21 protein-coding genes are annotated in these 22,104 nt (G+C 68.5%); 15 read left to right on the forward strand and 6 right to left on the reverse strand.

Annotated elements, in window-relative coordinates; all coding sequences use genetic code 11:
- From VLF18_RS02260 to VLF18_RS02315, 12 genes are all read left to right on the forward strand, one after another.
- A partial coding sequence (locus VLF18_RS02260; RefSeq protein WP_325277993.1) for a transposase occupies positions 1 to 190 on the forward strand: 190 nt, incomplete at its 5' end.
- Positions 191 to 1,060: 870 nt separating this feature from the next.
- Positions 1,061 to 1,435, forward strand: coding sequence for a hypothetical protein (locus tag VLF18_RS02265; protein WP_325277994.1), 375 nt, complete (start codon positions 1,061 to 1,063; stop codon positions 1,433 to 1,435).
- Positions 1,432 to 2,385, forward strand: a complete 954-nt coding sequence (locus tag VLF18_RS02270; protein WP_325277995.1) for a serine protease — start codon at positions 1,432 to 1,434, stop codon at positions 2,383 to 2,385. The genes VLF18_RS02265 and VLF18_RS02270 overlap by 4 nt, the downstream gene beginning before the upstream one ends.
- A complete protein-coding gene (locus VLF18_RS02275) occupies positions 2,354 to 2,878 on the forward strand; it encodes a response regulator (protein ID WP_325277996.1) in 525 nt (174 codons plus the stop codon). The genes VLF18_RS02270 and VLF18_RS02275 overlap by 32 nt, the downstream gene beginning before the upstream one ends.
- Positions 2,879 to 3,069: 191 nt before the next feature.
- Complete coding sequence (locus VLF18_RS02280) at positions 3,070 to 4,026, forward strand: MBL fold metallo-hydrolase (RefSeq protein WP_325277997.1); 957 nt, start codon at positions 3,070 to 3,072, stop codon at positions 4,024 to 4,026.
- A 136-nt stretch (positions 4,027 to 4,162) separates the two neighbouring features.
- The gene (locus VLF18_RS02285; RefSeq protein WP_325277998.1) at positions 4,163 to 7,843 is read left to right on the forward strand and encodes a CheR family methyltransferase; all 3,681 of its coding nucleotides are present in this window, start codon (positions 4,163 to 4,165) and stop codon (positions 7,841 to 7,843) included.
- An 89-nt stretch (positions 7,844 to 7,932) separates the two neighbouring features.
- Entirely contained in the window at positions 7,933 to 8,646 is a 714-nt protein-coding gene (locus VLF18_RS02290) for a c-type cytochrome (protein ID WP_325277999.1), read from the forward strand.
- Positions 8,643 to 9,926, forward strand: coding sequence for a c-type cytochrome (locus tag VLF18_RS02295; RefSeq protein WP_325278000.1), 1,284 nt, complete (start codon positions 8,643 to 8,645; stop codon positions 9,924 to 9,926). The genes VLF18_RS02290 and VLF18_RS02295 overlap by 4 nt, the downstream gene beginning before the upstream one ends.
- Before the next feature lie 2 nt (positions 9,927 to 9,928).
- The gene (locus tag VLF18_RS02300; protein WP_325278001.1) at positions 9,929 to 11,350 is read left to right on the forward strand and encodes a PLP-dependent aminotransferase family protein; all 1,422 of its coding nucleotides are present in this window, start codon (positions 9,929 to 9,931) and stop codon (positions 11,348 to 11,350) included.
- Positions 11,347 to 11,553, forward strand: coding sequence for a twin transmembrane helix small protein (locus VLF18_RS02305; RefSeq protein WP_325278002.1), 207 nt, complete (start codon positions 11,347 to 11,349; stop codon positions 11,551 to 11,553). The genes VLF18_RS02300 and VLF18_RS02305 overlap by 4 nt, the downstream gene beginning before the upstream one ends.
- Before the next feature lie 3 nt (positions 11,554 to 11,556).
- The gene (locus tag VLF18_RS02310; protein ID WP_325278003.1) at positions 11,557 to 11,868 is read left to right on the forward strand and encodes a hypothetical protein; all 312 of its coding nucleotides are present in this window, start codon (positions 11,557 to 11,559) and stop codon (positions 11,866 to 11,868) included.
- 17 nt (positions 11,869 to 11,885) lie between these two features.
- Positions 11,886 to 12,266, forward strand: a complete 381-nt coding sequence (locus VLF18_RS02315) for a GFA family protein (RefSeq protein WP_325278004.1) — start codon at positions 11,886 to 11,888, stop codon at positions 12,264 to 12,266.
- A gap of 28 nt (positions 12,267 to 12,294) precedes the next feature.
- Here the strand turns inward: VLF18_RS02315 and VLF18_RS02320 are convergent, their stop codons facing one another.
- Positions 12,295 to 12,543 (reverse strand): hypothetical protein, encoded by a 249-nt coding sequence (locus tag VLF18_RS02320; RefSeq protein ID WP_325278005.1) that lies wholly within the window; start codon positions 12,541 to 12,543, stop codon positions 12,295 to 12,297.
- Positions 12,544 to 12,765: 222 nt separating this feature from the next.
- Positions 12,766 to 13,191, reverse strand: coding sequence for a response regulator (locus VLF18_RS02325; RefSeq protein WP_325278006.1), 426 nt, complete (start codon positions 13,189 to 13,191; stop codon positions 12,766 to 12,768).
- A gap of 248 nt (positions 13,192 to 13,439) precedes the next feature.
- Between VLF18_RS02325 and VLF18_RS02330 the strand changes: the two genes are divergently transcribed.
- Positions 13,440 to 13,715 (forward strand): hypothetical protein, encoded by a 276-nt coding sequence (locus VLF18_RS02330; RefSeq protein WP_325278007.1) that lies wholly within the window; start codon positions 13,440 to 13,442, stop codon positions 13,713 to 13,715.
- Positions 13,716 to 14,022: 307 nt separating this feature from the next.
- Here VLF18_RS02330 and VLF18_RS02335 read toward each other — a convergent pair whose 3' ends face one another.
- On the reverse strand, positions 14,023 to 14,904 hold the full coding sequence (locus tag VLF18_RS02335; RefSeq protein ID WP_325278008.1) for a ribonuclease H-like domain-containing protein: 882 nt from the start codon (positions 14,902 to 14,904) through the stop codon (positions 14,023 to 14,025).
- Complete coding sequence (locus VLF18_RS02340; RefSeq protein ID WP_325278009.1) at positions 14,901 to 17,291, reverse strand: DEAD/DEAH box helicase; 2,391 nt, start codon at positions 17,289 to 17,291, stop codon at positions 14,901 to 14,903. The genes VLF18_RS02335 and VLF18_RS02340 overlap by 4 nt, the downstream gene beginning before the upstream one ends.
- Positions 17,292 to 17,490: 199 nt before the next feature.
- Between VLF18_RS02340 and VLF18_RS02345 the strand changes: the two genes are divergently transcribed.
- Both VLF18_RS02345 and VLF18_RS02350 read left to right on the forward strand, forming a co-directional pair.
- Positions 17,491 to 18,147, forward strand: coding sequence for a hypothetical protein (locus VLF18_RS02345; protein ID WP_325278010.1), 657 nt, complete (start codon positions 17,491 to 17,493; stop codon positions 18,145 to 18,147).
- 124 nt (positions 18,148 to 18,271) lie between these two features.
- Positions 18,272 to 18,757, forward strand: coding sequence for a YybH family protein (locus tag VLF18_RS02350; RefSeq protein WP_325278011.1), 486 nt, complete (start codon positions 18,272 to 18,274; stop codon positions 18,755 to 18,757).
- Between the two features lie 152 nt (positions 18,758 to 18,909).
- Here VLF18_RS02350 and recQ read toward each other — a convergent pair whose 3' ends face one another.
- Both recQ and VLF18_RS02360 read right to left on the reverse strand, forming a co-directional pair.
- Positions 18,910 to 20,736 (reverse strand): DNA helicase RecQ, encoded by a 1,827-nt coding sequence (recQ, locus tag VLF18_RS02355; protein WP_325278012.1) that lies wholly within the window; start codon positions 20,734 to 20,736, stop codon positions 18,910 to 18,912.
- 77 nt (positions 20,737 to 20,813) lie between these two features.
- The coding region (locus VLF18_RS02360; protein WP_325278013.1) for an ATP-binding cassette domain-containing protein at positions 20,814 to 22,104 on the reverse strand (1,291 nt) is incomplete at its 5' end.

Genomic DNA, 22,104 nt, shown 5'->3' on the forward strand with positions numbered 1-22,104 from the left:
AAGTATTCGCGCACGCGTCGAGCATCCGTTCCGCGTCGTGAAGCGCCAGTTCGGCTATGTGAAGGTGCGATTCAAGGGGCTTGCGAAGAACACGGCTCAGATCCTGACGCTATTCGCGCTATCGAATCTGTGGATGGCTCGGAAGCGATTGCTGGCGATGACAGGTGAGTTGCGTCTGAAGGCCGCGTAATGCGGCAGAAAGGCTGCTATTTGCAGCCTTTGCAAGCCGATATTGCTTGCTTTGTGCCTGTATTTGGTTCCGAAGCTCACGAAGTGCCGTTCGCGCAAGAATTTTTGTGGCTTGTTCAGACCTTCCCTAGTGTCTCGCCGCCAAGCGTAAGCAGTCGTTGCCGTCCCGCGTGACGATACGCGACCACGTACGCTTTCCGACCGCTCGGGAAAACTCGAACGCCGAAACCCGGAAGGCCTTCGTCCCATATGACGAACTTTGAGCCGTTCTCCCCGCCGTAGGTGAGGCGATCCATAAACGTCTTGGTGAGCTTGGAGGTCGGCATCGCGCGGCCAGTTCGGAAGTCAGCACTAAGTCAGCAGTGCTACAGCGGAACCCCAAGGAACACAACGGAATCACGTCCAGCGTAACCTACTGTTACAGATGTATTTTTTGCACCTGTCAGCAATGGCAAGGATCACATGGGAAAGAAGTGTCGGGAATTGAAAATCCCCGTGTCGGCGGTTCGATTCCGTCCCCGGCCACCACTTTCCAGACACCTCTGTGCGCATCGTCTCGCGACGCCTTTCGGCGTGCGCGACGCCCGTTGCGACTGGCGTAACAAAGACCGGCTCCCGATCCGCGCATCGCGGCAACGCAGCGACTCTGCGCGTGGCGAGACACACTTCCGCGAGACACCGTCGCGAAGCTGCGCGGCAGCCGTCGTGTGTGAAAGCGACACTGTCCCCGCAATGCGCCACAATGCGACAACGCAACCATGCGTTTCCGCTCGCAAATCGCCCCGCGCCGCCCGCAATCCGCGGTGCGAGAAATCGCGCGACGCGGCCACTTGTTATCAGTCCGACGATGGACACTTCGACGGGGACTACGATGGCAACGAAAGAAGAGACGGTCTCGGCGCTGACCACCGTCAAGGACGGCTGGTCCTATGTCGCCATATCGACGGACACGACGCTGCGCCGGCCGATTTTCGGCAACCGCGACGCGTTCTATTTCTCGCCGGTGGGCGGCGAACTCGCGATGACCGTTATCGACACTGACGGGCGGGCGGTGCTCGGCACCGCGCTGCAGCTCGGCTGGAACGACGACGTCGCGGCGTTCACGACGACGGCCTACGGAAGGCACATGCAGTTTCGCGCCGTGCGCGCCAACACGCCGCACGGCTGGAGCATGAGCTATCGCGCCGAATACGAGGCACCTCCTCACCACCACCCCGACGAAGGCGGCGACGGAGATCCGCGATGAACATCGATGCGGCCGCCGCCGGCGCGCAGACCGGTTACAACCTGCGTTCGCGCTTTCCGAGCGTGTCCGAATCCGATCTCGGCGAAATCGTCAGGAACTACGACCGCATGAGCTTCGTCCCTTCGTCGTCGAAAACGGCCGTGGAAACACTCGGCATCCCGCAGGCGTCCGAAGCAACGGCGAAACGCTTCGAGCGATGCCTCGCGGCAACCGCGTTGGTCGTCCGCACGCATGCACTGATTCCCTGCCCCGCCGGATTCTGGCTGGAAGCACTACCCAGTGCCGCCGGCAGCGATGCGGTCGAGCGATTGCCGAGCATCGCCGGCGGAATCGGCACGGCCTTCCTGGTCACGCCGCAGCACATGGTGACGGCGGCACACGCGATCGACGAATACTGGATCGGCAGCTCGGCATTCGTGTTCGATCTGCACGCGGGTTGCCTGCGGCAGCCCGAAGACGATCTGCCGCTGCGTTACGAAGTACCGGCCTACAACGTCGCGTTCGGCAGTACCGTCAGCGAGCACACGACGGCACGTCGAAGCGACGACATCGCGATCGTCACGCTGAAAGAACCGACATCGCGGCTCGGCGTCGTGATCGCGAACCTTAACCGCCTCGTGGCGCATCAGGAAGTCGCCATGATCGGCTGCGCCCGGATGCAGCCGCTGACGATCGTCGCGCAGACGGAGCAGGGACCGGCGCCTTTCGTGCATTCGTTCACGGAGGACATCATCCGCACGAACGTCGACTCCTTTCAGGGCAACTCCGGATCACCGCTGCTCGATGCCCAGGGTCACGTGCTCGGTGTCCATGTCGGCATAACCGGTGATGGTCGCGACAACGGCAGCAAGAGCTCGCCGGACGGCAGTGGCGTTGCTGTCGCATCGGCGGTTCGCGTGCGCGTCATCGGCGACCGGCTTGCCAAGATCGGCGCGGCGATTCTCACGTAACCGTCGCTGTGCCCGCGTTGCAACGCTGACCGACATCGATCCGTCACGCATCATTCGTCCCTCTCTCACGCAACGAACACTCCCTGTTCACTCCGTCCTGCCCAGACTGACCGCTCAGGGGCAGGACGGAAGTGCGATGGCTTTGACGATCTTGGTGGCGGACGACGATGAACACCTGCTGGCGACGCTGGCACACCTCTTCCGGCTTTGCGGCCACAAAGTACTGACGGCGCACGACGGCACTGAAGCGCTCGCCGTCTGCCGCGCCGCGAAGCCGGATTCGGCGCTGCTCGACATCGACATGCCCGGACTCAACGGCTGGCAGGTCGCCGAGGCGCTGACGGCGGAACCCGGCAGCACGCCGGCACGGCTGATTGCGCTGAGCGGTCGATCTTCACCCGACGATCGCGCCCGCTCCGTAGCGGCCGGCTTTCATGCGCACTGCACGAAGCCGGCGGAACCGAACGAACTGTTGCGCCTGCTTGGCGCCTGACGGTGCCGGCGCCCCGAGCGCCGCGCGGACACCCGCTGTTTCCTTGCGCGGCGCCCGTTGGCAGCGCCGCTGGCGCGCGTGCGGACGCGGCGATGGCGCAATGACGTCGCGGCCGCTTCCGCGCGACGCGGCGGACGACTACGCTTGAGCGATTGCGCCTCCCTGGGCGCGTCATCGCAAGGAGCTTTGACATGTCTGTCCCGTTCCGCATTTCCGCACCGCGCGCCGGCGCGCTGCTGCTCGCTGCACTGTCGTTGTCCGCCTCGGCCGCGGCGCCGCAGGTCCGCACGCAGCCGGGCTACTACCGCCTTGCGCTCGGCAGCTTCGAAGTCACCGCACTGTCCGACGGCGTGCTCCGGATCGAACCGACCAAACTGCTGCAGGGCCGTTCGTCTGCGGAGATCGTGGCGGACCTGACCAAGGCTCATCTCAAGGAGCCGGTCGACACGTCGATGAACGCGTTCCTCGTGAACACCGGTACCAAGCTCGTGCTCATCGACACCGGCGGCGGCGGCGGCATGGCCGACGGCGGCAAGCTGCTGCAGAGCCTCGCGAACGCCGGCTACGCGCCCGCGCAGGTCGACGAGATCTACATCACGCACATGCACGGCGATCACCTCGGCAATCTCGCGAAGGACGGCACGCCGATGTTTCCGAATGCGATCGTGCGGGCCGACAAGGCCGACGCCGCGTTCTGGCTCGACGAAGCGACGGCCGACGCCGCACCGGAGGACAGGCGCGGATCGTTCAAGGTCGCGCGCGACGCGTTCGCTCCGTACGTCAAGACCGGCCGCTTCAAGCCGTTCGACGGCGCGACGGAACTCGTCCCGGGCATCCGCAGCGTGGCTCGCCACGGGCACACGCCGGGGCACAGCAGCTATGTCGTCGAAAGCGGCGGCCAGAAGCTCGAAGTGATCGGCGACATGATTCATGTCGGCGCCGTGCAGTTCGCGCATCCGGAGGTCGTCATCGGATTCGATCGCGACAGCAAACAGGCTGCTGCGGACCGGCGCGAGGCGTTCGACGCGGCGGCGAAGGACGGTCGCCTGGTCGCTGCGGCGCATCTGTCGTTCCCGGGCATCGGCTACATCGACGCGGACGGCAGCGGCTATCGCTGGGTCCCGGTGAACTACGCGCCGGTGCGCTGACGCGGCGTCCCGCCGCCGCGCACGCAGCACGCTCGACCGGGAGCCGCGGGCCTGAGACGCTATGTAACCCGCCCCGACCGACGCCGCCGGCTCCCAGTCCGCCGGCGGCGCGAATTCCCCCAGCGAGGACCGCTCGGTGACGCAAGAGGACGACAATTCGCTTTCATGGAGCCTCGCGGTGCTCGGCGCTTCGGCGGGCGGCATCGATGCGCTGTCGCGCGCGCTGGCCGGACTGCCGGCGCAGCCGGATTTCGCGACCGTCGTCATCACGCATCTCGATCCGAATCACGACAGCGTGCTGACCGACGTGCTGCAGCGCGTGACGCCGCTGCCGGTGCGCGTGCTCGCGCACGACGACGCGCTCGAGGACGCCGCGGTCTATGTGCTCGGCCCCGGAGAGATCGCGACATTGAACGGCCGCCGCGCGCAGATCGACGCGCGTCCGCCCGGCGCGAACTTCGCGATCGACCGGTTTCTCGAATCCGCGGCGACGCAGGACGGCGCGTGCGTCGCCGCCGTCGTGCTGTCGGGCATCGGCAGCGACGGCATGGCCGGCGCGACTGCCGTGAAATTCAACGGCGGCCTCGTGATCGCGCAGGATCCCGCGAGTGCGCAGCACGACGGCATGCCGCAACTCGTCATCGAGGAAGGGCTGGCCGACGAGATACTCGCTCCCGAAGCGGTCGGCGCGACGCTCGCGCGGTTCTTTCGTCCGAGCGGAACGCAGCCGGTCGATGAAAGCGAACACGTCGCCGAGGCGCTGGCGCTCGTGCACAAGCAGTTCGGCCTCGACCTGGGCTACTACAAGGACGTGAACCTGCGCCGGCGGCTGCTGCGACGCGCGTTCCTGCAGTCGCGCGGCGACCTGGCCAGTTATGTCCGGCTGCTGCGCGAGGACGTGCGCGAGCTCGGCACGTTCCGCGACGATCTGCTGATCGGCGTCACCGCGTTCTTCCGCGATCTCGAACTCGTCGGCGCGCTCGAACAGCACGTGTTTCCCGAACTCATCGACCGCACCGCGGACACGATCCGCATCTGGGTGCCGGCCTGCTCGACCGGCGAAGAAGCATATTCGATCGCGATGCTGCTGCATCACACGCTGCAGGCCGCGGGCATTGCGCGCAAGGTGCAGATCTTCGGCAGCGACGTGAACGAGCGCGCGATCCAGCAGGCGCGCTCGGGCTGCTATCCCGCGGCCGCGGTCGCGTCGGTGCCGGAATATCTGCGCGCACGCTATTTCGTGCGCGACGACAAGGGCTGGCGCATCGCCAAGCAGGTCCGCGAGATGTGCGTATTCGCGACGCACAACGTGTTCACGAATGCGCCGTTCTCCAACGTCGATCTCGTCTCCGCGCGCAATTTCCTCATCTATCTGCGCAAGGCGGCCAAGCGCCAGGCGTTCGAAGTGTTCTTCTACGCGCTGCGCCGCGGCGGGCACCTCCTGCTCGGGCCGTCGGAAACCGCCGACGCGGAACTGTTCGAGGAACGCCAGCCGGCGCTGAGCCTGTATCGCCGGCGCCAGATCACGCGGCCGCCGGTCCGCGGCTTCTCGCTGGCCGAGCTGCCGACGACGGCCGTGTCGCTGCCGGCCGAGGCGACGACGACCACGCTCGAAAGCCTGATCGACCGGCTCGCGCTCGCGCGCTATGCGCCGCCGGGATTCGTCGTCGATGCGAACGGCCGCGTCATGCAGTTCCGCGGCGACACCTCGCATCTGCTGCAGCCCACCAGCGGCGATGCGGCATTGTCGCTCGCGCGTCTCGTGCGCCCCGAACTGCAGGTCGACGTGCGCGCCGCGCTCATGGAGGCCGTGCGCAGCAAGCTGCCGGTGCGGCGCGAACGCGTGCGCCTGGGCGATCACTTCTGCGCGCTTGAAGTCGTGCCGATACCGGCCGGCGGCACGGAACGCTATTTCCTCGTCTCGGTGCAGCACTGCGCCGACGGCGAAACCGCACCGCCGCTGCTGTCGGAATCCGACGCGCGCTCCGAAGACCTCGAACGCTACGTGCGGGTGCTCGGCGACGAGCTCGAACAGACCCGCGCGCAACTGCGCGCGCTCGTCGCCGAATACGACGCGACCGGCGAGGAGCTGCGCACTGCGAACGAGGAAATCCTTTCGGCGAACGAAGAGCTGCAGAGCGCGAACGAGGAGCTCAAGGAAGCCAAGCGCGATCTCGAACAGGCCAACACGCACCTGACCACGCTCAACGACGAACTGCAAAGGCGCAACGAGCAGCTCGTCGGGCTCAACGACGATCTCGGCAATCTGATCCGCGGCATTCCGGTGCCCGTGCTCATGCTCGACCGCGAGCAGCGCGTGCGGCACTTTTCGCCGGCGGCGGCCGAACTGTTTGCGCTCGACGAGGCCAGCATCGGCCAGCGCCTCGCCGCGCCGGCGTTCGCCGCGGGCGTGCTCGACACGGCCTTCAACGAAGCGCTGCAGGAATTGCGTCCGGTCGAACGCGAGGTCCAGGGCAGCGGCGGCAACTGGTACGTGCTCTGGGCGCGCGCGTACCAGACCAGCGAAAGCCGCATCGACGGCGCGGTGCTCGCACTGCAGGACATCCATCATCTGAAGATCGCGCTCGACGTCGCCAACCGCGCGCGCGTCGAGTCCGAGCGCGCGAATGCGGCGAAGAACGATTTTCTCGCGCTGGTCAGTCACGAACTGCGCGCGCCGCTCAACGTCATCGCGAACTGGCTGCAGGTGCTGCGCGTCGTCGGCGTGACCGAACTGCATCCGAAGGCCGCGCTCGGCGTCGACGCGATCGACCGCAGCTGCCGCACGCAGGCGCAGCTCATCAACGACCTGCTCGACATATCCCGCATCACGAGCGGCAGCCTCGTGCTCGACCTGCGCCCGACCGACCTCGCCGCCGTGATCCGCTCGGTCGTCGAGGCCGTTGCGCCGAGGGCGGCCGAAGAAAACAAGACGCTGTCGGCATCCGGGGTGAATCAGCCGGCGGTCGTGACCGGCGATCTGCGCCGGCTGCAGCAGATCTTCGGCAACTTGCTCGAGAACGCGGTCAAGTTCACACCGGCCGGCGGCCACATCGACATCACGCTCGCGCGCGTCGACATGCATGTCGAGGTTTCGGTATCCGACACCGGCATCGGCATCGCCGCGGACGAACTGCCGCGCGTGTTCGACCGCTTCAGCCAGCGCGACATCACGAAGACGCGCGAATTCGGCGGCATGGGCCTCGGCCTCGCGATCGTGCGCAACCTGATCGACGCTCACGGCGGCACCGTCACGGCCAGCAGCGAGGGAACGGGACGCGGCGCGCGTTTCGTGGTCCGTCTGCCGCTGACGCCGAGTTCGCTCGACGGCTCGCGCGGTCTCGCGCAGTCCTCGTCGCCGGCACCGTCGTCGCTGGCCGGCGTGAGCATTCTCGTCGTCGACGACGAAGCCTCGGGCCGCGACGCGCTGGCGATGCTGTTCGGCACGCTGGGCGCGATCGTCACCACCGCGGGCGACGCCTTCGACGCGCTCGACCAGCTCGCGCGCCGCCATTTCGATGTGATGGTCGCCGACATCGCGATGCCGCGCATGGACGGCTACGAACTCGCCCGCGCGCTGCGACGCCGTGAAGACGCCGCGGGCACGGAGCGTCGCTATGCGATCGCACTGACCGGCTTCGCCTCGCTCGGTGAACGCGACGAAGCCCTGCGCGCGGGCTTCGATGCGCATTTCGGCAAGCCCGCCGACATCGACGAGATCGTGCGCAGCATCGAGTCGGGCCTGCGCGCGCGCGACGCGCGCGGACGCGCCGGCGAGGCAGCGCAGGACTCGACCGACGGAGCCGAGCGCACGTGATGCGTGCCGCACGCAGCCGGAACTGATCCGGTGGAACACGCGGGTAACTGACGCTGTTCCGATACAACTGATACGGTCACCATAACGGCATGAAAACGTGCCGCCCGCTGCTTCTGCTGATCTCGATGCTCGCGACGCCCGGGTTCGCCGCGGATGACGCCGGCGATCTGACCGAACGGCTTGCCGCGTGCAGCGCCTGTCACGGCGCCCGGGGCGAAGGCCGCACGGCGTCGGAGTACTACCCGCACCTCGCCGGCAAGCCGGCCGGCTACCTGCTCAGCCAGCTCCGCGCATTCCGCGACGGCGGGCGCAACTATCCGCAGATGGGCTGGCTCATGCGCAACATGGACGACGCGTACCTCGAACGCATCGCCACGCATTTCGCCGCGCTGCCGCCGCGCGCGAATCCGTCGGATGCGGCGCCGAAGAAGATCGATCCGGCCCTGGCGCGGCGCGCGCAGGCCTTGATCGCCGACGGCGACGCGACGCGCGGGATTCCCGCGTGCGCCGCCTGCCACGGCGCGGATCTCGCCGGACTCGAGCCCGCGATTCCCGCACTGGTCGCGCTGCCCGAGGAATACGTCGTCGCGCAGTTCGGCGGCTGGCGCACCGGCGTGCGCACGGCGCGGCAGCCCGACTGCATGGCCTCGATCGCGCGCGCGCTGGAACCGGCCGAGATCCGCGCGATCGCGGCCTGGCTGTCGGCGCAGCAACATACCGAGGCCTTGCGCCCGGCGCCGGCCGGCAGCTTCGTGCCGCCGCAGGCCTGCGCCGATCTGCCGCACGCGGCGGTGCAGCCATGACGCGCCGGCGCCTGCTGCTCGTTGCGTGCATCCTGCCGCTCGCGCTGTTCGCGACGGCCTGGCTGCTGCTGATGTTCGCGCGCCAGGGCGGCATGACGCCGTATCGCGTACCGCAGGGCGAAGCCCGCGTCGTTCCGACCGACGCGACGGTGATCGAACGCGGACGCGCGCTCGCGCGGCTCGGCAACTGCGCCGGCTGCCATACCGCGTTCGGCGGCGCGCCGTATGCCGGCGGGCGCGCGTTCGTCACGCCCTACGGCACGATCTACAGCAGCAATCTCACCGCCGATCCGCAGCACGGCATCGGCGCGTGGTCGGCGGCCGAATTCCGCCACGCGATGCGTCACGGCGTCAGTCGCAACGGCGTGCAGTCGCCGGTATTTCCATATGCGAATTTTTCGCGTCTGAGCGATGCGGAACTCGACGCCTTGTTCGCCTATCTCGCCGGCGTGCCGGCCGTGCCGACGGCGCCGCCGCCCGATGCGCTGGAATTTCCCGCGAACCTGCCCGGCGCGATGACCGCCTGGCGCCTGCTCTACTACCGACCCGCGCCGCCGCTGCCTGCCGTCGCGGAAGCCACCCCGCTGCAGCGCGGCGCGGCGATCGTCGAAGGCATCGGTCACTGCGCGGTCTGCCACGGCACGCGCGGCACGTTCGCGTCGCTCGCGCCGGGCCGGCAGCTCGGCGGAGGCCGCGTGCGCGGCTGGTACGCGCCGGCGCTGAACGCGCAGACGCTCGCGCACTACGCGCCGGGCGCGGTCGCGAAGTACCTGCGCGGTGCGGCCGTCGACGGACGTGCGGCCTACGGCAAGATGGCCGATGTGATCGCACAGAACCTGCAGCACCTCGACGCAGCCGACGCCGACGCGGTGGAAACCTATCTTCGCGCGCTGCCGGCGGTTCCGCCGGTGCGCGAGACCGCGCGCTGGCAGTTGCCGACAGGACAGCGCGCGCTCGGCGATCGCCTGTATCGCGAGCATTGCGCCGACTGCCATGGCGATGACGGCCGCGGCGAATCCGGCAAATATCCCGCGCTCGCGAATTCATCCGCATTGACCAACCCGGACCCGATCAACGCGATCAAGCTCGTGCTGTTCGGCGCCGCCGCTCCGGCGACGCCGCAGAACCCGGCTCCCTACACTATGCCGCCGTTCGCACAGACGCTGTCGCCGGCCGAAGTCGCCGCGCTCGTCAGCACGCTGCGCGCGCGCTGGGGCGACGCCCCGAGACCCGTCGACGCCGCCGACGTCGGCGCCTGGGGCGGCATCGACGAGCGCTGACGATGAAACTCTACGAGCGCTATGCCGCGGAAATCGCGGCCCTGATCGAGGACGGCCAGCTCGCCCCCGGCGATCGGCTGCCGTCCGTGCGCGAAGCGCGTGCGCGCCGCGGCGTCAGCGCGTCCACGGTGTTCCAGGCCTATCAGAAGCTCGAACGCGAAGGACTGATCCAGGCGCGTCCGCAGTCGGGGTTCTACGTCGCGGCGACCTCCGCCGCGCGCATGCCCGACGTCCCGGTTGCAGCGCCCGGCGGCGAAGCCGGCGAAGTCACGGTCAGCGACCTCGTTTTCGCCGTGCTCGGCGCGGCGCGCTCGGGACATGCCGCACCGCTGGGCTCGGCGTTTCCGGGGCCCGATCTGTTTCCGCTCGCGCAACTTGCGAAAGCGGCCGCGAAAGGACTGCGCCGGCTCGCGCCGGAAACCATCGTCGAGAACCTCGCGCCCGGCAATCCGCGGCTGCGCGAGCAGATCGCGCTGCGTTATCGCATAGACGGTATCCGGCTTCGGCCCGACGAGATCGTCGTGACCAACGGCGCGCTCGAAGCGCTGAATGCCGCCCTGCAGGCCGTGACGCAGCCCGGCGACACGGTCGCGATCGAGTCGCCGGCGTTCTACGCGGCGCTGCAGGCGATCGAGCGCCTGAAGCTCAAGGCGCTGCAGATCCGCACCGATCCCGAACACGGCATCGACGTCGACGCACTCGCCGATGCGCTGTCGCGCACGCGCATCGCCGCCTGCTGGCTCATGCCGACGTTCCAGAACCCGCTGGGCTGCCTCATGCCCGAAGCGCGCAAGCGCGTGCTCGTCGCGCTGCTCGCGCGGCATGCGGTGCCGCTGATCGAGGACGACGTCTACGGCGAACTCTATTTCGGCTCGCAGCGTCCGCGTCCGGCCAAGGCCTACGACGAGGCCGGCCTCGTGCTGCATTGTTCCTCGTTTTCCAAATGCCTCGCGCCGGGCTACCGCGTCGGCTGGATCGCTGCGGGACGCGAGGCGCAGCGTATCCAGCGGCTCGTGCTCATGACGACGATGGCGGCCTCGGTGCCGGCGCAGACCGCGGTGCTGCACTATCTCGAGGACGGCGGCTACGACCGCCATCTGCGCCGGCTGCGCGCCTCGCTCGCGGCGCGCATGAACGCCGCGATGCAGGTCGTCGAGACCGCGTTTCCGCCGGGCTCGCGGCTGACGCGGCCGCGCGGCGGCTATTTCCTCTGGCTCGCACTGCCTGCGGGCCTCGACGCGATGCGCCTGCACGAGGCCGCGCTGCGCAACGGCATCGGCTTCGCGCCGGGCCACATCTTTTCGCCGGATCTGCGCTTCAGCGACTGCCTGCGCATCAATTGCGGCCACGCCGCGGACGCTGTGCTGCCGGCGCTGCGCCGGCTCGGCGCGCTCGCTCACGAACTCACGAGGTCCACCGCATGAAAACCCTGGTCGTTCTCGCCTTCCTCGCCGTCATCGTCTACAACCTCGGCGCGGGCCTGTATTTCATGATGACCGACAAGGGCGGCAGCGCGCGCATGGTCAGGGCGCTGACGCGCCGGATCGCGCTGTCGGTGCTGCTCGTGCTGCTGGTGCTCGCGGGCATCGCGACCGGCTTCGTGCAGCCGCACGGCGTGAGCGGGTGAGCCATGAGCCGCCTCGTCACGCTGAACCTGTCCCTGATCCTCTTGCTGCCGTGGTATCTCGTGCTCGGCATCGTGTACTGGCGCACGCGCCGCAAGCCGGCGACGGCCGCGCAGCGCGCATTCGACGTCGCGGCGCTTGCGCTCGCGCTGCTCGCCGCGACGCTCGGCGGCTACTGGAGTTTCGATGCGGCCGATCCGGCTGCAGGGGCGATCTGGAAGCAGGTGCTCGCGAGTCTCGTCGGCTACGGCCTGTTCCTGCTCGCGCTCGCGCTTGCATTCATCGCGCGGCGTAGCCGAGCATCGCGGCTTCCCTGAGACGAGGCCGCCGCATCATGCACACGGGTTCCTGTCTTTGCGGCGCCGTCCGCTTCGAGGTCTCAGCGCCGCTGCACCGACCCGATGCCTGCCATTGCTCGCTCTGCCGCAAGCAGTCCGGCCACTACTGGGTATCGACCGACGTCGTCCGCACCGACCTCACCGTCCATGGTGCCGACCATCTGACCTGGTTCCAGTCCTCGCCCAAGGTACGCCGCGGCTTCTGTTCGACGTGCGGCGCCGCGCTGTTCTGGGATGCGGCCGGTCGCGACCGGATCGCGGTCGCGATGGGTGCGTTCGACGCGCCGACGCAGACCTCGATCGCGATGCACATCTTCGTCGCCGACAAGGGCGACTACTACGAAATCACCGACGGGTTGCCGCAGAAGGCGCAATAAGCATCGGTTTCCGCCGCAGCGACCGCGCTCAGCAAACGGCCAGACCCGGATCGAACAGCTGTTCGAAGGCGAGCCGGCCGTCGCGGTCGTAGGCGAGCAGATCGGCAACCCAACCGGTGCAGCGCTGTCTGCCGCAATACTGCTTGCAGCCGCAGACCGCCGCTTCGCGCGTCGGATAGCGCGCGACCAGCTCCGGCGTCTCGTCGGCGGCAAGCCTGCGCAGCTCCCAGGCCTCGAACGCCTCACTGTATACAACATGATATTTTCTAAGAATCATCACGGCTTCCCTGTTCGTCGCTCGCCATGACATTAGTGGCCCGCATCGCCGGCGCGGCAATTGGGGTTTTACCTCACGGGCGGCGGGCACAAGCCGTCAGAAGTCGCGAAAAAACGCGAAAAAAGCCGGTCGCTACGCCGAAAGTCGGAGTCGCAACAGTACGTTCTTATGCGTATCCAAGACGGGCGACCCGAGAAGACACAAATATACGATTACGTATGTTTACTCGACAGACTCGCCGCCCGCCGACGGCTCGGGCACGCGACGCGGCGCCGCCGCCATGAAGCGCTCGACGCGGTCGATGTCGAGCGGCTTGACCCAGTGCTCGTCGAAACCGGCCCGACGCGTGCTTTCGATATCTTCGGGCCGGCCGAATCCGGTGATCGCGATCAGATGCGTCCGACTTCCGCCGGCTCGCAGCGCCGAAGCGATCTCGCGCCCGTCGATCCCGGCCAGGCTCAGATCGAGGAACGCGATATCCGGGGAACGCGCGAGAATCGCGTCGGCAACGGCCTCGACCGTCGTCACCGGCAGCACTTCCGAGCAGTGCCCGATGAGCCGCAGGAACTCCGCGAGCATTGCCGCGGACGCCGCGTTGTCGTCGACGACGACGGTGGTTCCGCCAACCCACGGAACGGTGTCGCTCATGTGCGCCTCGCCATCATCGCTGCCGTCGGTAACGTCTAGTCCGCTAAACATGCTTTGACGTACGTCGTGAATACGTCAACGAATGGATGCGCTGCAGCCAAGCGCTGCCGTACGGATTGAGTGATGCGCATCACAATCGATGCCGCGCTGGGCCGAATCCCTTTTGGCGCCTAGTGGAAACCCCGTGCGGACACAAACTCGCAGTTGGCTACATTGATACCCACGGTGACGGCCGGCGGAGAAATGCCATGGGCTTCAACTGGACCAGCATGCGATCGGTCGCGATCAACCAGGAACCGGACCTGGCGCGCGAGACCCTGTTGAACATCCTTTTCGAGGCGATGCCGCAGGGCCACTACCGCGTGCGTCAGGTGCCGACGCCGCGCGACGAGTGGCCGACGTTCGAGATCGAGATCGACAGCGAGCTCTACCGCGGCGAACTCGAGCCGGGCATGACCTGGCGCCACGTCGCCGACGCACTTCACGAGGACCAGCTCTGCGGCCTGCAGTGCCGCATCATCTGACCGGATCGGCCGCACCGGAAAGGCGTTGCGGAATGCGACGCGGCCACGCCAGCACGCTCGAGCAGGCGCGCTGGCGTTTCCCAGCCTGGATGGGGTCGCGGCGCAGTCGCATGGATGCCCGCCACCTCCCGCGATCCCATCCTGGCGCTTTTTGCTCCGCAAACGATGACTGCGCATGACGCGTTCGCCCCGCGCCGGCGGCGAGGAACGACGGGCGGCTTCGCGACCGGACGAAGCGCTCACGCAGTGCGCATGCCGCCGGCGTCTTTTTTTTTGCGGCAGGCGCCGAAAGCCGACGGCGCGGCGCTCAGCCTGGCGCAGCGCCTGCCATCCAGCGCGACGGCTCCGCCGCCTCATCGAGGTGCTCCAGCAGCCGCGCGAGCGTCACGACGTCCTGCCGGTTGTGTTCGAGCACGCGCATCAGCGCCGTGGTGCGTCCGTCGCGCAAAAAGCTGCGCCACGCGGCCGGCGCTTCCGAACCCGGCAGATCGTCGTCGCGCACGATGCGCAGCAGATGACGCTCGATCGTCGCGAGCCGGCAGTTTTCCCAGCGGCCGCGATAGGCGCGCCGCACCGGATGCAGCAGATCGATGTGCGCGCAGCCCGGCAGCGGATCCGATAGCCGCTGCAGCCGGAAGCGCGTGCGCAGCAGCGGCGCGTCGTAGCTGCGGCCGTTGTAGCTGACGAGCACGGTGCCGGGACGCAGCCAGCTCGCGAACGCTTCGAGCATGGCCGTCTCGCCGGACATCGCCGTGAGATAGAGCTGCCGCACGCGCAGCGTGTCGTCGCACCAGTCGGCCGCACCGATCATGAACGCGCGCGTGCCGCTGCCGCCGGCGAGCCCGGTCGTCTCCGTGTCGAAGCAAAGGAACCGCTCGCGCGCGACGGGTTCGCCGTCGGGCCAGCGCGGTGGCAGCAGCGGCGCGGACGCCGCGACGGGATAGCGCCGCTCGACAGCGAGCACGCCTTCGGCGAGTGTCTCGCCGCAGAGCGGCAGATCGGGTCGCGCCGACGCGTCCGGCAGGCCGGTGCGCGCCGGCCTGAGCGCCAGCAGCCGGCGCAGCCGCTGCAGCGCGAGCGCCGGCGGCTCGGCATCGGTCGCCGGCACCGCAGCCGCCGGCGCAGGAACGTGTTCCGTCGCGCCGGCCTGACCGCGCAGCCGGCGCAATCTGTCCGCGAGCGCGCTCATGCGGCGTGCAGCAACGCGAGCACGCGCGCGGCGTGCGCCTTGGGCGTCTGCGCGGCGTCTTCGTCGACGGCGAGCACCGGGCCGACGCAGGCCGGGCAGCCGGCGCGGCAGGCGCACGCGGCGATCAGCGCCGCCGCGTCGCGCACGAGCTCGGCCTGCAGGCGGAACAGCGGATCGCTCAAGCCCACGCCGCCCGGGTAGTTGTCGTAGAGATAGACCGTCGGCGTGAAGCGCTCGCCATCGACGCCGCCTTCGTCGCTGCGCCATCGCGCGCGTCCGTGACGGTCGCGCTCGACGAAGGCAGCCGCGTCGCCGCTGCCGACCGATTTCATGAGATCGCGCGCTTCGGCCATCACGCGCACGCTCGCGACCGTGTGCAGCGCTGTCGCAGCGCCAAGAAAGCCGTCGAGCGCGTCCTGGCGCGATGCGAACGCCGCATCGAGCGCGTCCTGCGGCAGCTGCCACCAGAGCGCGGTCGTGTGCAGCTCCTGGTCGGGCAGCGTGACCGGGCCGTAGCCGATGTTTTCGTGCGTGTAGTAGCGGATCTTCTTGTAGCCGGCCACGCGGCGCACGACGTGCACTTCGCCGAGATACGCATTGCCGGCGGCGGCGCGCATGCCGTCGAAGCGCTCGAGCACCTTGAGCCGCGTGTAGTCGATGGCGTCGGTGTAATAGTCCACATGCGTACGAGTGACGTAGGCCTTGCGGCCGTCCCAGTCGAGCTTCTCGACCTGGTAGGGCACCGACTGCACCATGTGGATCGCGCCTTCGTAGAGGGTCAGCGCGGCGCTCGAATAGTCGACCTCGGCGATGATGTTCTGCCGGCCTTCGCTGCGGTCGACGACGACGAAGTTGCCGTCGGCGACCGCGCGCAGATTCACCGCATTGGCCGGATACGCATCGGCAATCCACTCCCAGCGCGCGCCTTCGCGATGCACGACGTCGGATTCGGCGAGTACCTGCAGATAGGCATCGGGCTCGATCGCGCCGAACCGGTCGCCGTCGACGAACGGCAGCTCGAATGCTGCGCAGCGGATGTGATCGAGCAGGATCAGCGGCTGGTCGGGTGCGATGCGCGCCTGTTCCGGCGGCGCGGCCCGAAAGAATTCCGGATGCCGCACGATGTACTGGTCAAGCGGCTGGCTCGATGCGACGAGCACGCCGATCGCGGCCTGCTGGCGCCGCCCCGCGCGGCCGAAGCGCTGCCAGGTCGCGGCGATGGAACCCGGATAGCCCTGCAGCAGCACGACGTCGAGCGCGCCGATGTCGACGCCGAGTTCGAGCGCCGACGTGCTGACGAGCCCGTCGATGCTGCCCGCGCGCATGAGCTGCTCGGTGCGGCGGCGCTCGGTCGGCAGGTAGCCGCCGCGATAGGCGTGGATCCGCGCGGGCTTGCGCGGGTCGTGGTCGAACACGTCTTTCAGATACTTCGTCAGCACTTCGACCATGAGCCGCGACGGCGCGAACACGAGCGCCTTGAGTTTCGCGCGGATCGCCGCGCGTGCGATGCGCGTGATTTGCGAGCGCGCCGACGCGCGCAGGCCGAGATCGGGATTGATCACCGGAGGGTTCCACAGCAGCACGTGTTTTTCGCCGCAGGGCGCGCCGCTTTCGGTGACCGCGTGGACGCGCCGGCCGATCAGCGCTTCGGCGTGTTCGCGCGGATTGCCGATGGTCGCCGAGCACAGGATGAAGGTCGGGCTGACGTTGTAGAACGCGCAGATGCGCGCGAGCCGCCGCAGCACGTTGGCCAGATGCGAACCGAACACGCCGCGATAGCTGTGGATTTCGTCGATGACGACATAGCGCAGGTTCTCGAAGAACTGCGCCCACTTCGTGTGGTGCGGCAGCATGCCTTGGTGCAGCATGTCGGGATTGCTGACGACGATGTCGCCGTGCAGCCGTATCGCCTGACGCGCATCGCCGGGCGTGTCGCCGTCGAAGGTGTAGGCGCGCAGACCGAGGTTGCCGGCGCGATTGAGCTCGAGCAGCTCGGCAACCTGGTCCTGCGCGAGCGCCTTGGTCGGAAACAGGTACAGCGCCTTCGCACGCGCGCGGACGGCCGCATCGACGACCGGCAGCGTGTAGCAGAGCGTCTTGCCCGACGCGGTCGGCGTCACGACGACGGTGTGCTCGCCCCGCCGCACCGAGTCCCAGGCCTCGGCCTGATGACTGTAGAGCCGCGTGATGCCGCGCGCGGCAAGCGCGGCGCGCAACTGCGGCGACAGGTCCGCAGGCAGGTCCGCATAGCGGCCCGGCCGCGCCGGCAGCGTGAACTGCCCGGTGATGCGATCGGCATAGCGCTGTGCGAGACGCGCGAGCAGGCGGGCAGGATCGGGCGGAGCCGGCAGACGGTCGGCGATGTGGCGGGCAAGGTCGGTGGACATGCGGCGTATCCGGAATTGAGATCGGCTGCGGCTATAGCGTCGGCATGTCTCAGGGGCTGCGACGAGCGGACAAGAGCCGGACGGGAGTAGGCAGGAACCAGACGACGCGGAACCGCGCGCTCCTGGTTGCCTCGCCAGTCCCCTATTTATCGCTCCTCGCGGCCCCGTAGAATCCCGCCGACCCCGGGGGGAGAACGTCATGTCCACGACTGCCGCGACGCTGCCGATGCAGCGCGTTCCGCTTGCGCTCAAGCTCGCCTTCACGGCCTTCATGGCCGTCATGGTGCCGTTCTACTGGATCACCTACGGGCCGACGAATTTCCTGTATTTCTGCGACGTGGCGATGTTCTTCACGCTGGTCGCGGTCTGGACCGAATCGCCGCTGCTCGCCTCGATGCCGGCGGTCGGGCTCATCGTGCCGCAGGCGGTCTGGTGCCTGGACTTTTTCCTGAGCTGGATTGGCGTGCCGCTGCTGTCGATGACGGCCTATATGTTCGATCCGGGCATACCGCTGTTCGCGCGCGGCCTGTCGTCGTTCCACGCCTGGCTGCCGTTCGTGCTCGTGTTCCTCATCGCCCGCCTGGGCTACGACCGGCGCGCGCTCCTCTACTGGACGCTGCTGGCCTGGGCGCTGATCGCGGTCTGCCGGTTGTTCATGCCGGCGCCGCCGCCCGATCCGGCCCATCCGAACGTGCCGGTCAACATCAATTACGTCTACGGTTTCGGCGACGCCGCCGCGCAGACCTGGATGCCGGGCTGGGCCTGGCTCGCACTGCTCTGTATCGGCCTGCCGCTGCTCGTGTTCCTGCCGACGCACGTCGTGCTGCAGCGCTGGAAAGGCGGCGATCGCCGCTAGCCCACGCGCGTCGGCGATCGCCCGCGCCGGCCGGCGCGTCGCGCACGGTGCGGCGACCGCGTGACGGGATTGCGTATCGTATTACGTCGATAGGCGTTCAAACCCGACCCTCTGGAGTCCTCGCGTGATCCGCTCTCTGTTTGTGCGTGCCCTCGTGCTGGCTGCCGCCTTCTCCGTCGCCGCGGCGGCCGAAGAACGCGCCCCCGTCGCCTCGTCGCCGTCCGTGCCGCTGCCGCCGGCAGTCGAGCGCGTGCTGCGCGATTACGAAAAGGCCTGGATCGCCAAGGACGGCGAAGCCCTCGCCGCGCTGTTCACGCACGACGGCTACGCCCTGCCGAACGGCCAGCTGCCGGCGACCGGCGCGGTCGCGATCCGCGCGGCCTACGCGAACAGCGCCGGCTCGCCGCTCGCGTTGCGCGCGATCCACTATGCCGAGTCGGGCGACATGGCCTATGTCGTCGGCGGCTTCGGCGGCGCCGCCGGCAAGCCGGATTTCGGCAAGTTCGTGCTGGTCCTGCGCCGCGCCGCCGACGGCAGCTGGCGCATCGCCGCCGACATGGACAATGCCAACGCGATGCCGAAGCGGCCGCCGAGTACGGCGAAGCCGTGACGGTCGCTGTCGATTGGCAATCTGGCGATGTGGCGGATGGCGCCGTTATGAAGCGAAGACTGAAGAGGAGCGAGAAACGAGTGGCGCTCACGCGCTTCCCACTCCTCTTCACTCATCGCTGAAAAGCCAAGATTCGCCCGTGTGCGATGGCATCACGGCTCCGTCAGCACCGCAAGAAACGCCTCGCCATACTTGTCGAGCTTCGTCGCACCGACGCCGCTGATCTGCGCGAGTTCGCGCATCGACGTCGGATGTTCGCGCAGCATGTCGAGCAAGGTCGCGTCGTGGAAGATCACATAGGCCGGCACGTTCTGTTCCTTCGCGAGCCGCGCGCGCACGGCACGCAGCGCGTCCCATAGCGGACGTTCGTCGTCGGCGATCTGCAGGCTGTTGTGCGCGGTCGCGCCGCGGCCGCCCTTGCGCGAAGCCTTGCGTTCCGCGCGGCGCTGTTCCTCGCCGGCCTGGAAGCGCATGAGCACGCGCGCCTCGCCCTTGAGCACGCCGCGGCTCGATCCGGTCAGATGCAGGGTGCCGTAGCCTTCGTGATCGGCCGCGAGGTGACCGGCCGCGACGAGGTGGCGGAAGACGCCGCTCCACTGGCGCGCGTCGAGATCGCGGCCGATGCCGTAGACGCTGAGCTCGTGATGATTCCAGTTGCGCAGGCGCTCGTTGTCCTCGCCGCGCAGCACGCTGACCAGATGACCGACGCCGAAGCGCTGTCCGGTGCGATAGACCGCCGACAGCGCCTTCTGAGCGACCTCGGTCGCGTCCCAGCTGCGCGGCGGATTTATGCAATTGTCGCAGTTGCCGCAATTTTCGCCGCGCGTCTCGCCGAAATAGGCGAGCAGCAGGCGGCGCCGGCAGCCGGTCGCCTCGGCGTAACCGAGCAGCGCTTCCAGCTTGGCGCGCTCGACACGCTTGCGTTCCTGGCCGGATTCCGACTGCGCGATCATCTGGCTCATCGTGACGACGTCGCCGAGGCCGTAGCAGAGCCACGCCTCCGCGGGCAGGCCGTCGCGACCGGCGCGACCGGTTTCCTGGTAATACCCTTCCATGCTCTTGGGCAGGTCCAGGTGCGCGACGTAGCGCACGTCGGGCTTGTCGATGCCCATGCCGAACGCGATGGTCGCGACCATGACGACGCCGTCGTCGCGCAGGAAGCGCTGCTGATTCGCCGCACGCAACGACTGTTCCATGCCGGCGTGATACGCCAGCGCGTCGAAGCCGTCCTCGACGAGCGCCGCGGCGGTCTCGTCGACTTTCTTGCGCGACAGGCAATAGACGATGCCCGACTCGTCGTGCCGGTCGGCGAGGAATTCGCGCAGTTGCCGGCGCGCGTTGTGCTTCTCGACAACCTGGTAGCGGATGTTCGGGCGATCGAAGCTCGCGACGAACTGGCGCGCACCGTCGAGACCGAGCCGCTCGACGATCTCCGCGCGCGTCGGCGCGTCGGCGGTCGCGGTCAGCGCAATGCGCGGCACCTGCGGGAAGCGCTCGTGCAGCAGGTTGAGTCCGCGGTATTCGGGCCGGAAGTCGTGCCCCCACTGCGACACGCAATGCGCTTCGTCGATCGCGAACAGCGAGATCGGCACGCGCTCGAGCTGGTCGAGCATGCGCTCGCCGAGCAGCCGCTCGGGCGCGACGTACAAGAGCTTCAGTTCGCGCCGCAGCAGGCGCTGTTCGACCTCGCGCTGCTCCTGCGGCGACAGCGAGGAATTGAGGAACGCCGCGGCGACGCCGAGCTGGGTCAGCGCGTCGACCTGGTCCTGCATCAGCGCGATCAGCGGCGACACGACGACGGCGGTGCCGTCGCGCAGCAGCGCCGGCACCTGATAGCACAGCGATTTGCCGCCGCCGGTCGGCATGAGCACGAGACAGTCGTTGCCTGCCTGCAGATGATCGACGATGGCGGCCTGCTCGCCGCGGAAATTCGCGTAGCCGAAAACGCGGTGCAGGACTTCGAGAGCGGGTGAGGTCATCCGTGCATGCTAACGGATGGGTCAAGGCCCCGGCATCGGAGCACGCCGCGCCTGCATGTGCGCCGATTCCGATTCCGCTACCACGGCGAGACCCGCCAGCCCGCCGCATCGGGCTCGACGCGCGTGTCGAGCCCGAGCGCATCGAGCAGCGCGTCGTCGTGCGAAACGACGACGAGCGCGCCGCGGTAGTCCCTCAGCATGCGTTCGAGCGCCTGCAGCGAGGCCAGGTCGAGATGGTTGTCGGGCTCGTCGAGCAACAGCAGGCCGGCCGGCTCGTCGCGGTACAGCGCGGCGGCGAGCGCCGCCTTCAACCGCTCGCCGCCGCTGAGTCCGCGGGCCGGGCGCCGGACCGCGTCGGCATCGAGTCCGAGCAGCGCGAGCCGCGAGCGCAACGCCGCTTCGCCGGTCGACGGCGCCAGCGCAATCAGCTGCTGCAACATGCTGCGATCCGGATCGAGAATGCCCAGCGTCTGATCGAGACAGGCGCACGGCACACCGACCTGACACTGTCCTTGCAGCGGCATCAGCTGTCCCGCGAGCACGCGCAGCAGCGTCGACTTGCCGCTGCCGTTCGCCCCCGTCACACCGATGCGCCGGCCGCCGTGCGCGACGAGGTCGAGCGGTGCGCCACCGGCGATGCCGTGAGGCAGCACGACACCGTCGAGCACGAAGGCTCGACGCGCGTGCGCGGCGGCGGAATCCGGCGCGAACAGAACGATCGCTTCGTCGGCGACCACGGCACGCGCCGCCTCGGCGACCTCCGCCTGCAGCGCCGCACGGCGCTCGGACTGCTGCTGCCTGAGCCGACCGAGGCTGTTCTCGCTGCGCTGCCGGCGCAGGCCGAGCAGGATCGGCGCCTGATTCTCCTCGCGCGCACCGCGCGCGCCCTGCGCGGCGCGCCGCTCCTGCTGCTCGCGCTGCGCGCGCAGTTCGGCTTCGCCGCGCCGCCGTTCGAGCTTGCGCCGTTCCAGGATTTCCGCGGCCCGCTGCCGCGCCGCATCGCTCGCGCGGCGATAGTCGGCGTAGTTGCCGGCATGGTCGTCGAGGCCGTGCCCGGTCAATTCCAGAATGCGCTCCATCTCGTGCAGCAGCGCGCGATCGTGGCTGACGACGAGCAGGCCGCCGTTCCACATCCGCAACTGCGCGCGCAGCGCGGCGCGCTGCGCGCGATCCAGATGGTTCGTCGGCTCGTCGAGCACGAGCAGGTCGGCGTCCGCGAGCCAGGCGCCGAGCAGCGCGACGCGCGTCTGTTCGCCGCCGCTCAAGGTTCCTGCCGCCTGGTCCGGCCGCAGGTGACCCAGTCCGCCGCGCTCGAGCAGTGCGGTCAGGCGATGGCGCAGGTCCCAGCGCTCGCCGAGGATCGCGAAG

Origin of the sequence: Tahibacter sp. (assembly GCF_035481375.1) — a bacterium.
Classification (GTDB): domain Bacteria; phylum Pseudomonadota; class Gammaproteobacteria; order Xanthomonadales; family Rhodanobacteraceae; genus Tahibacter.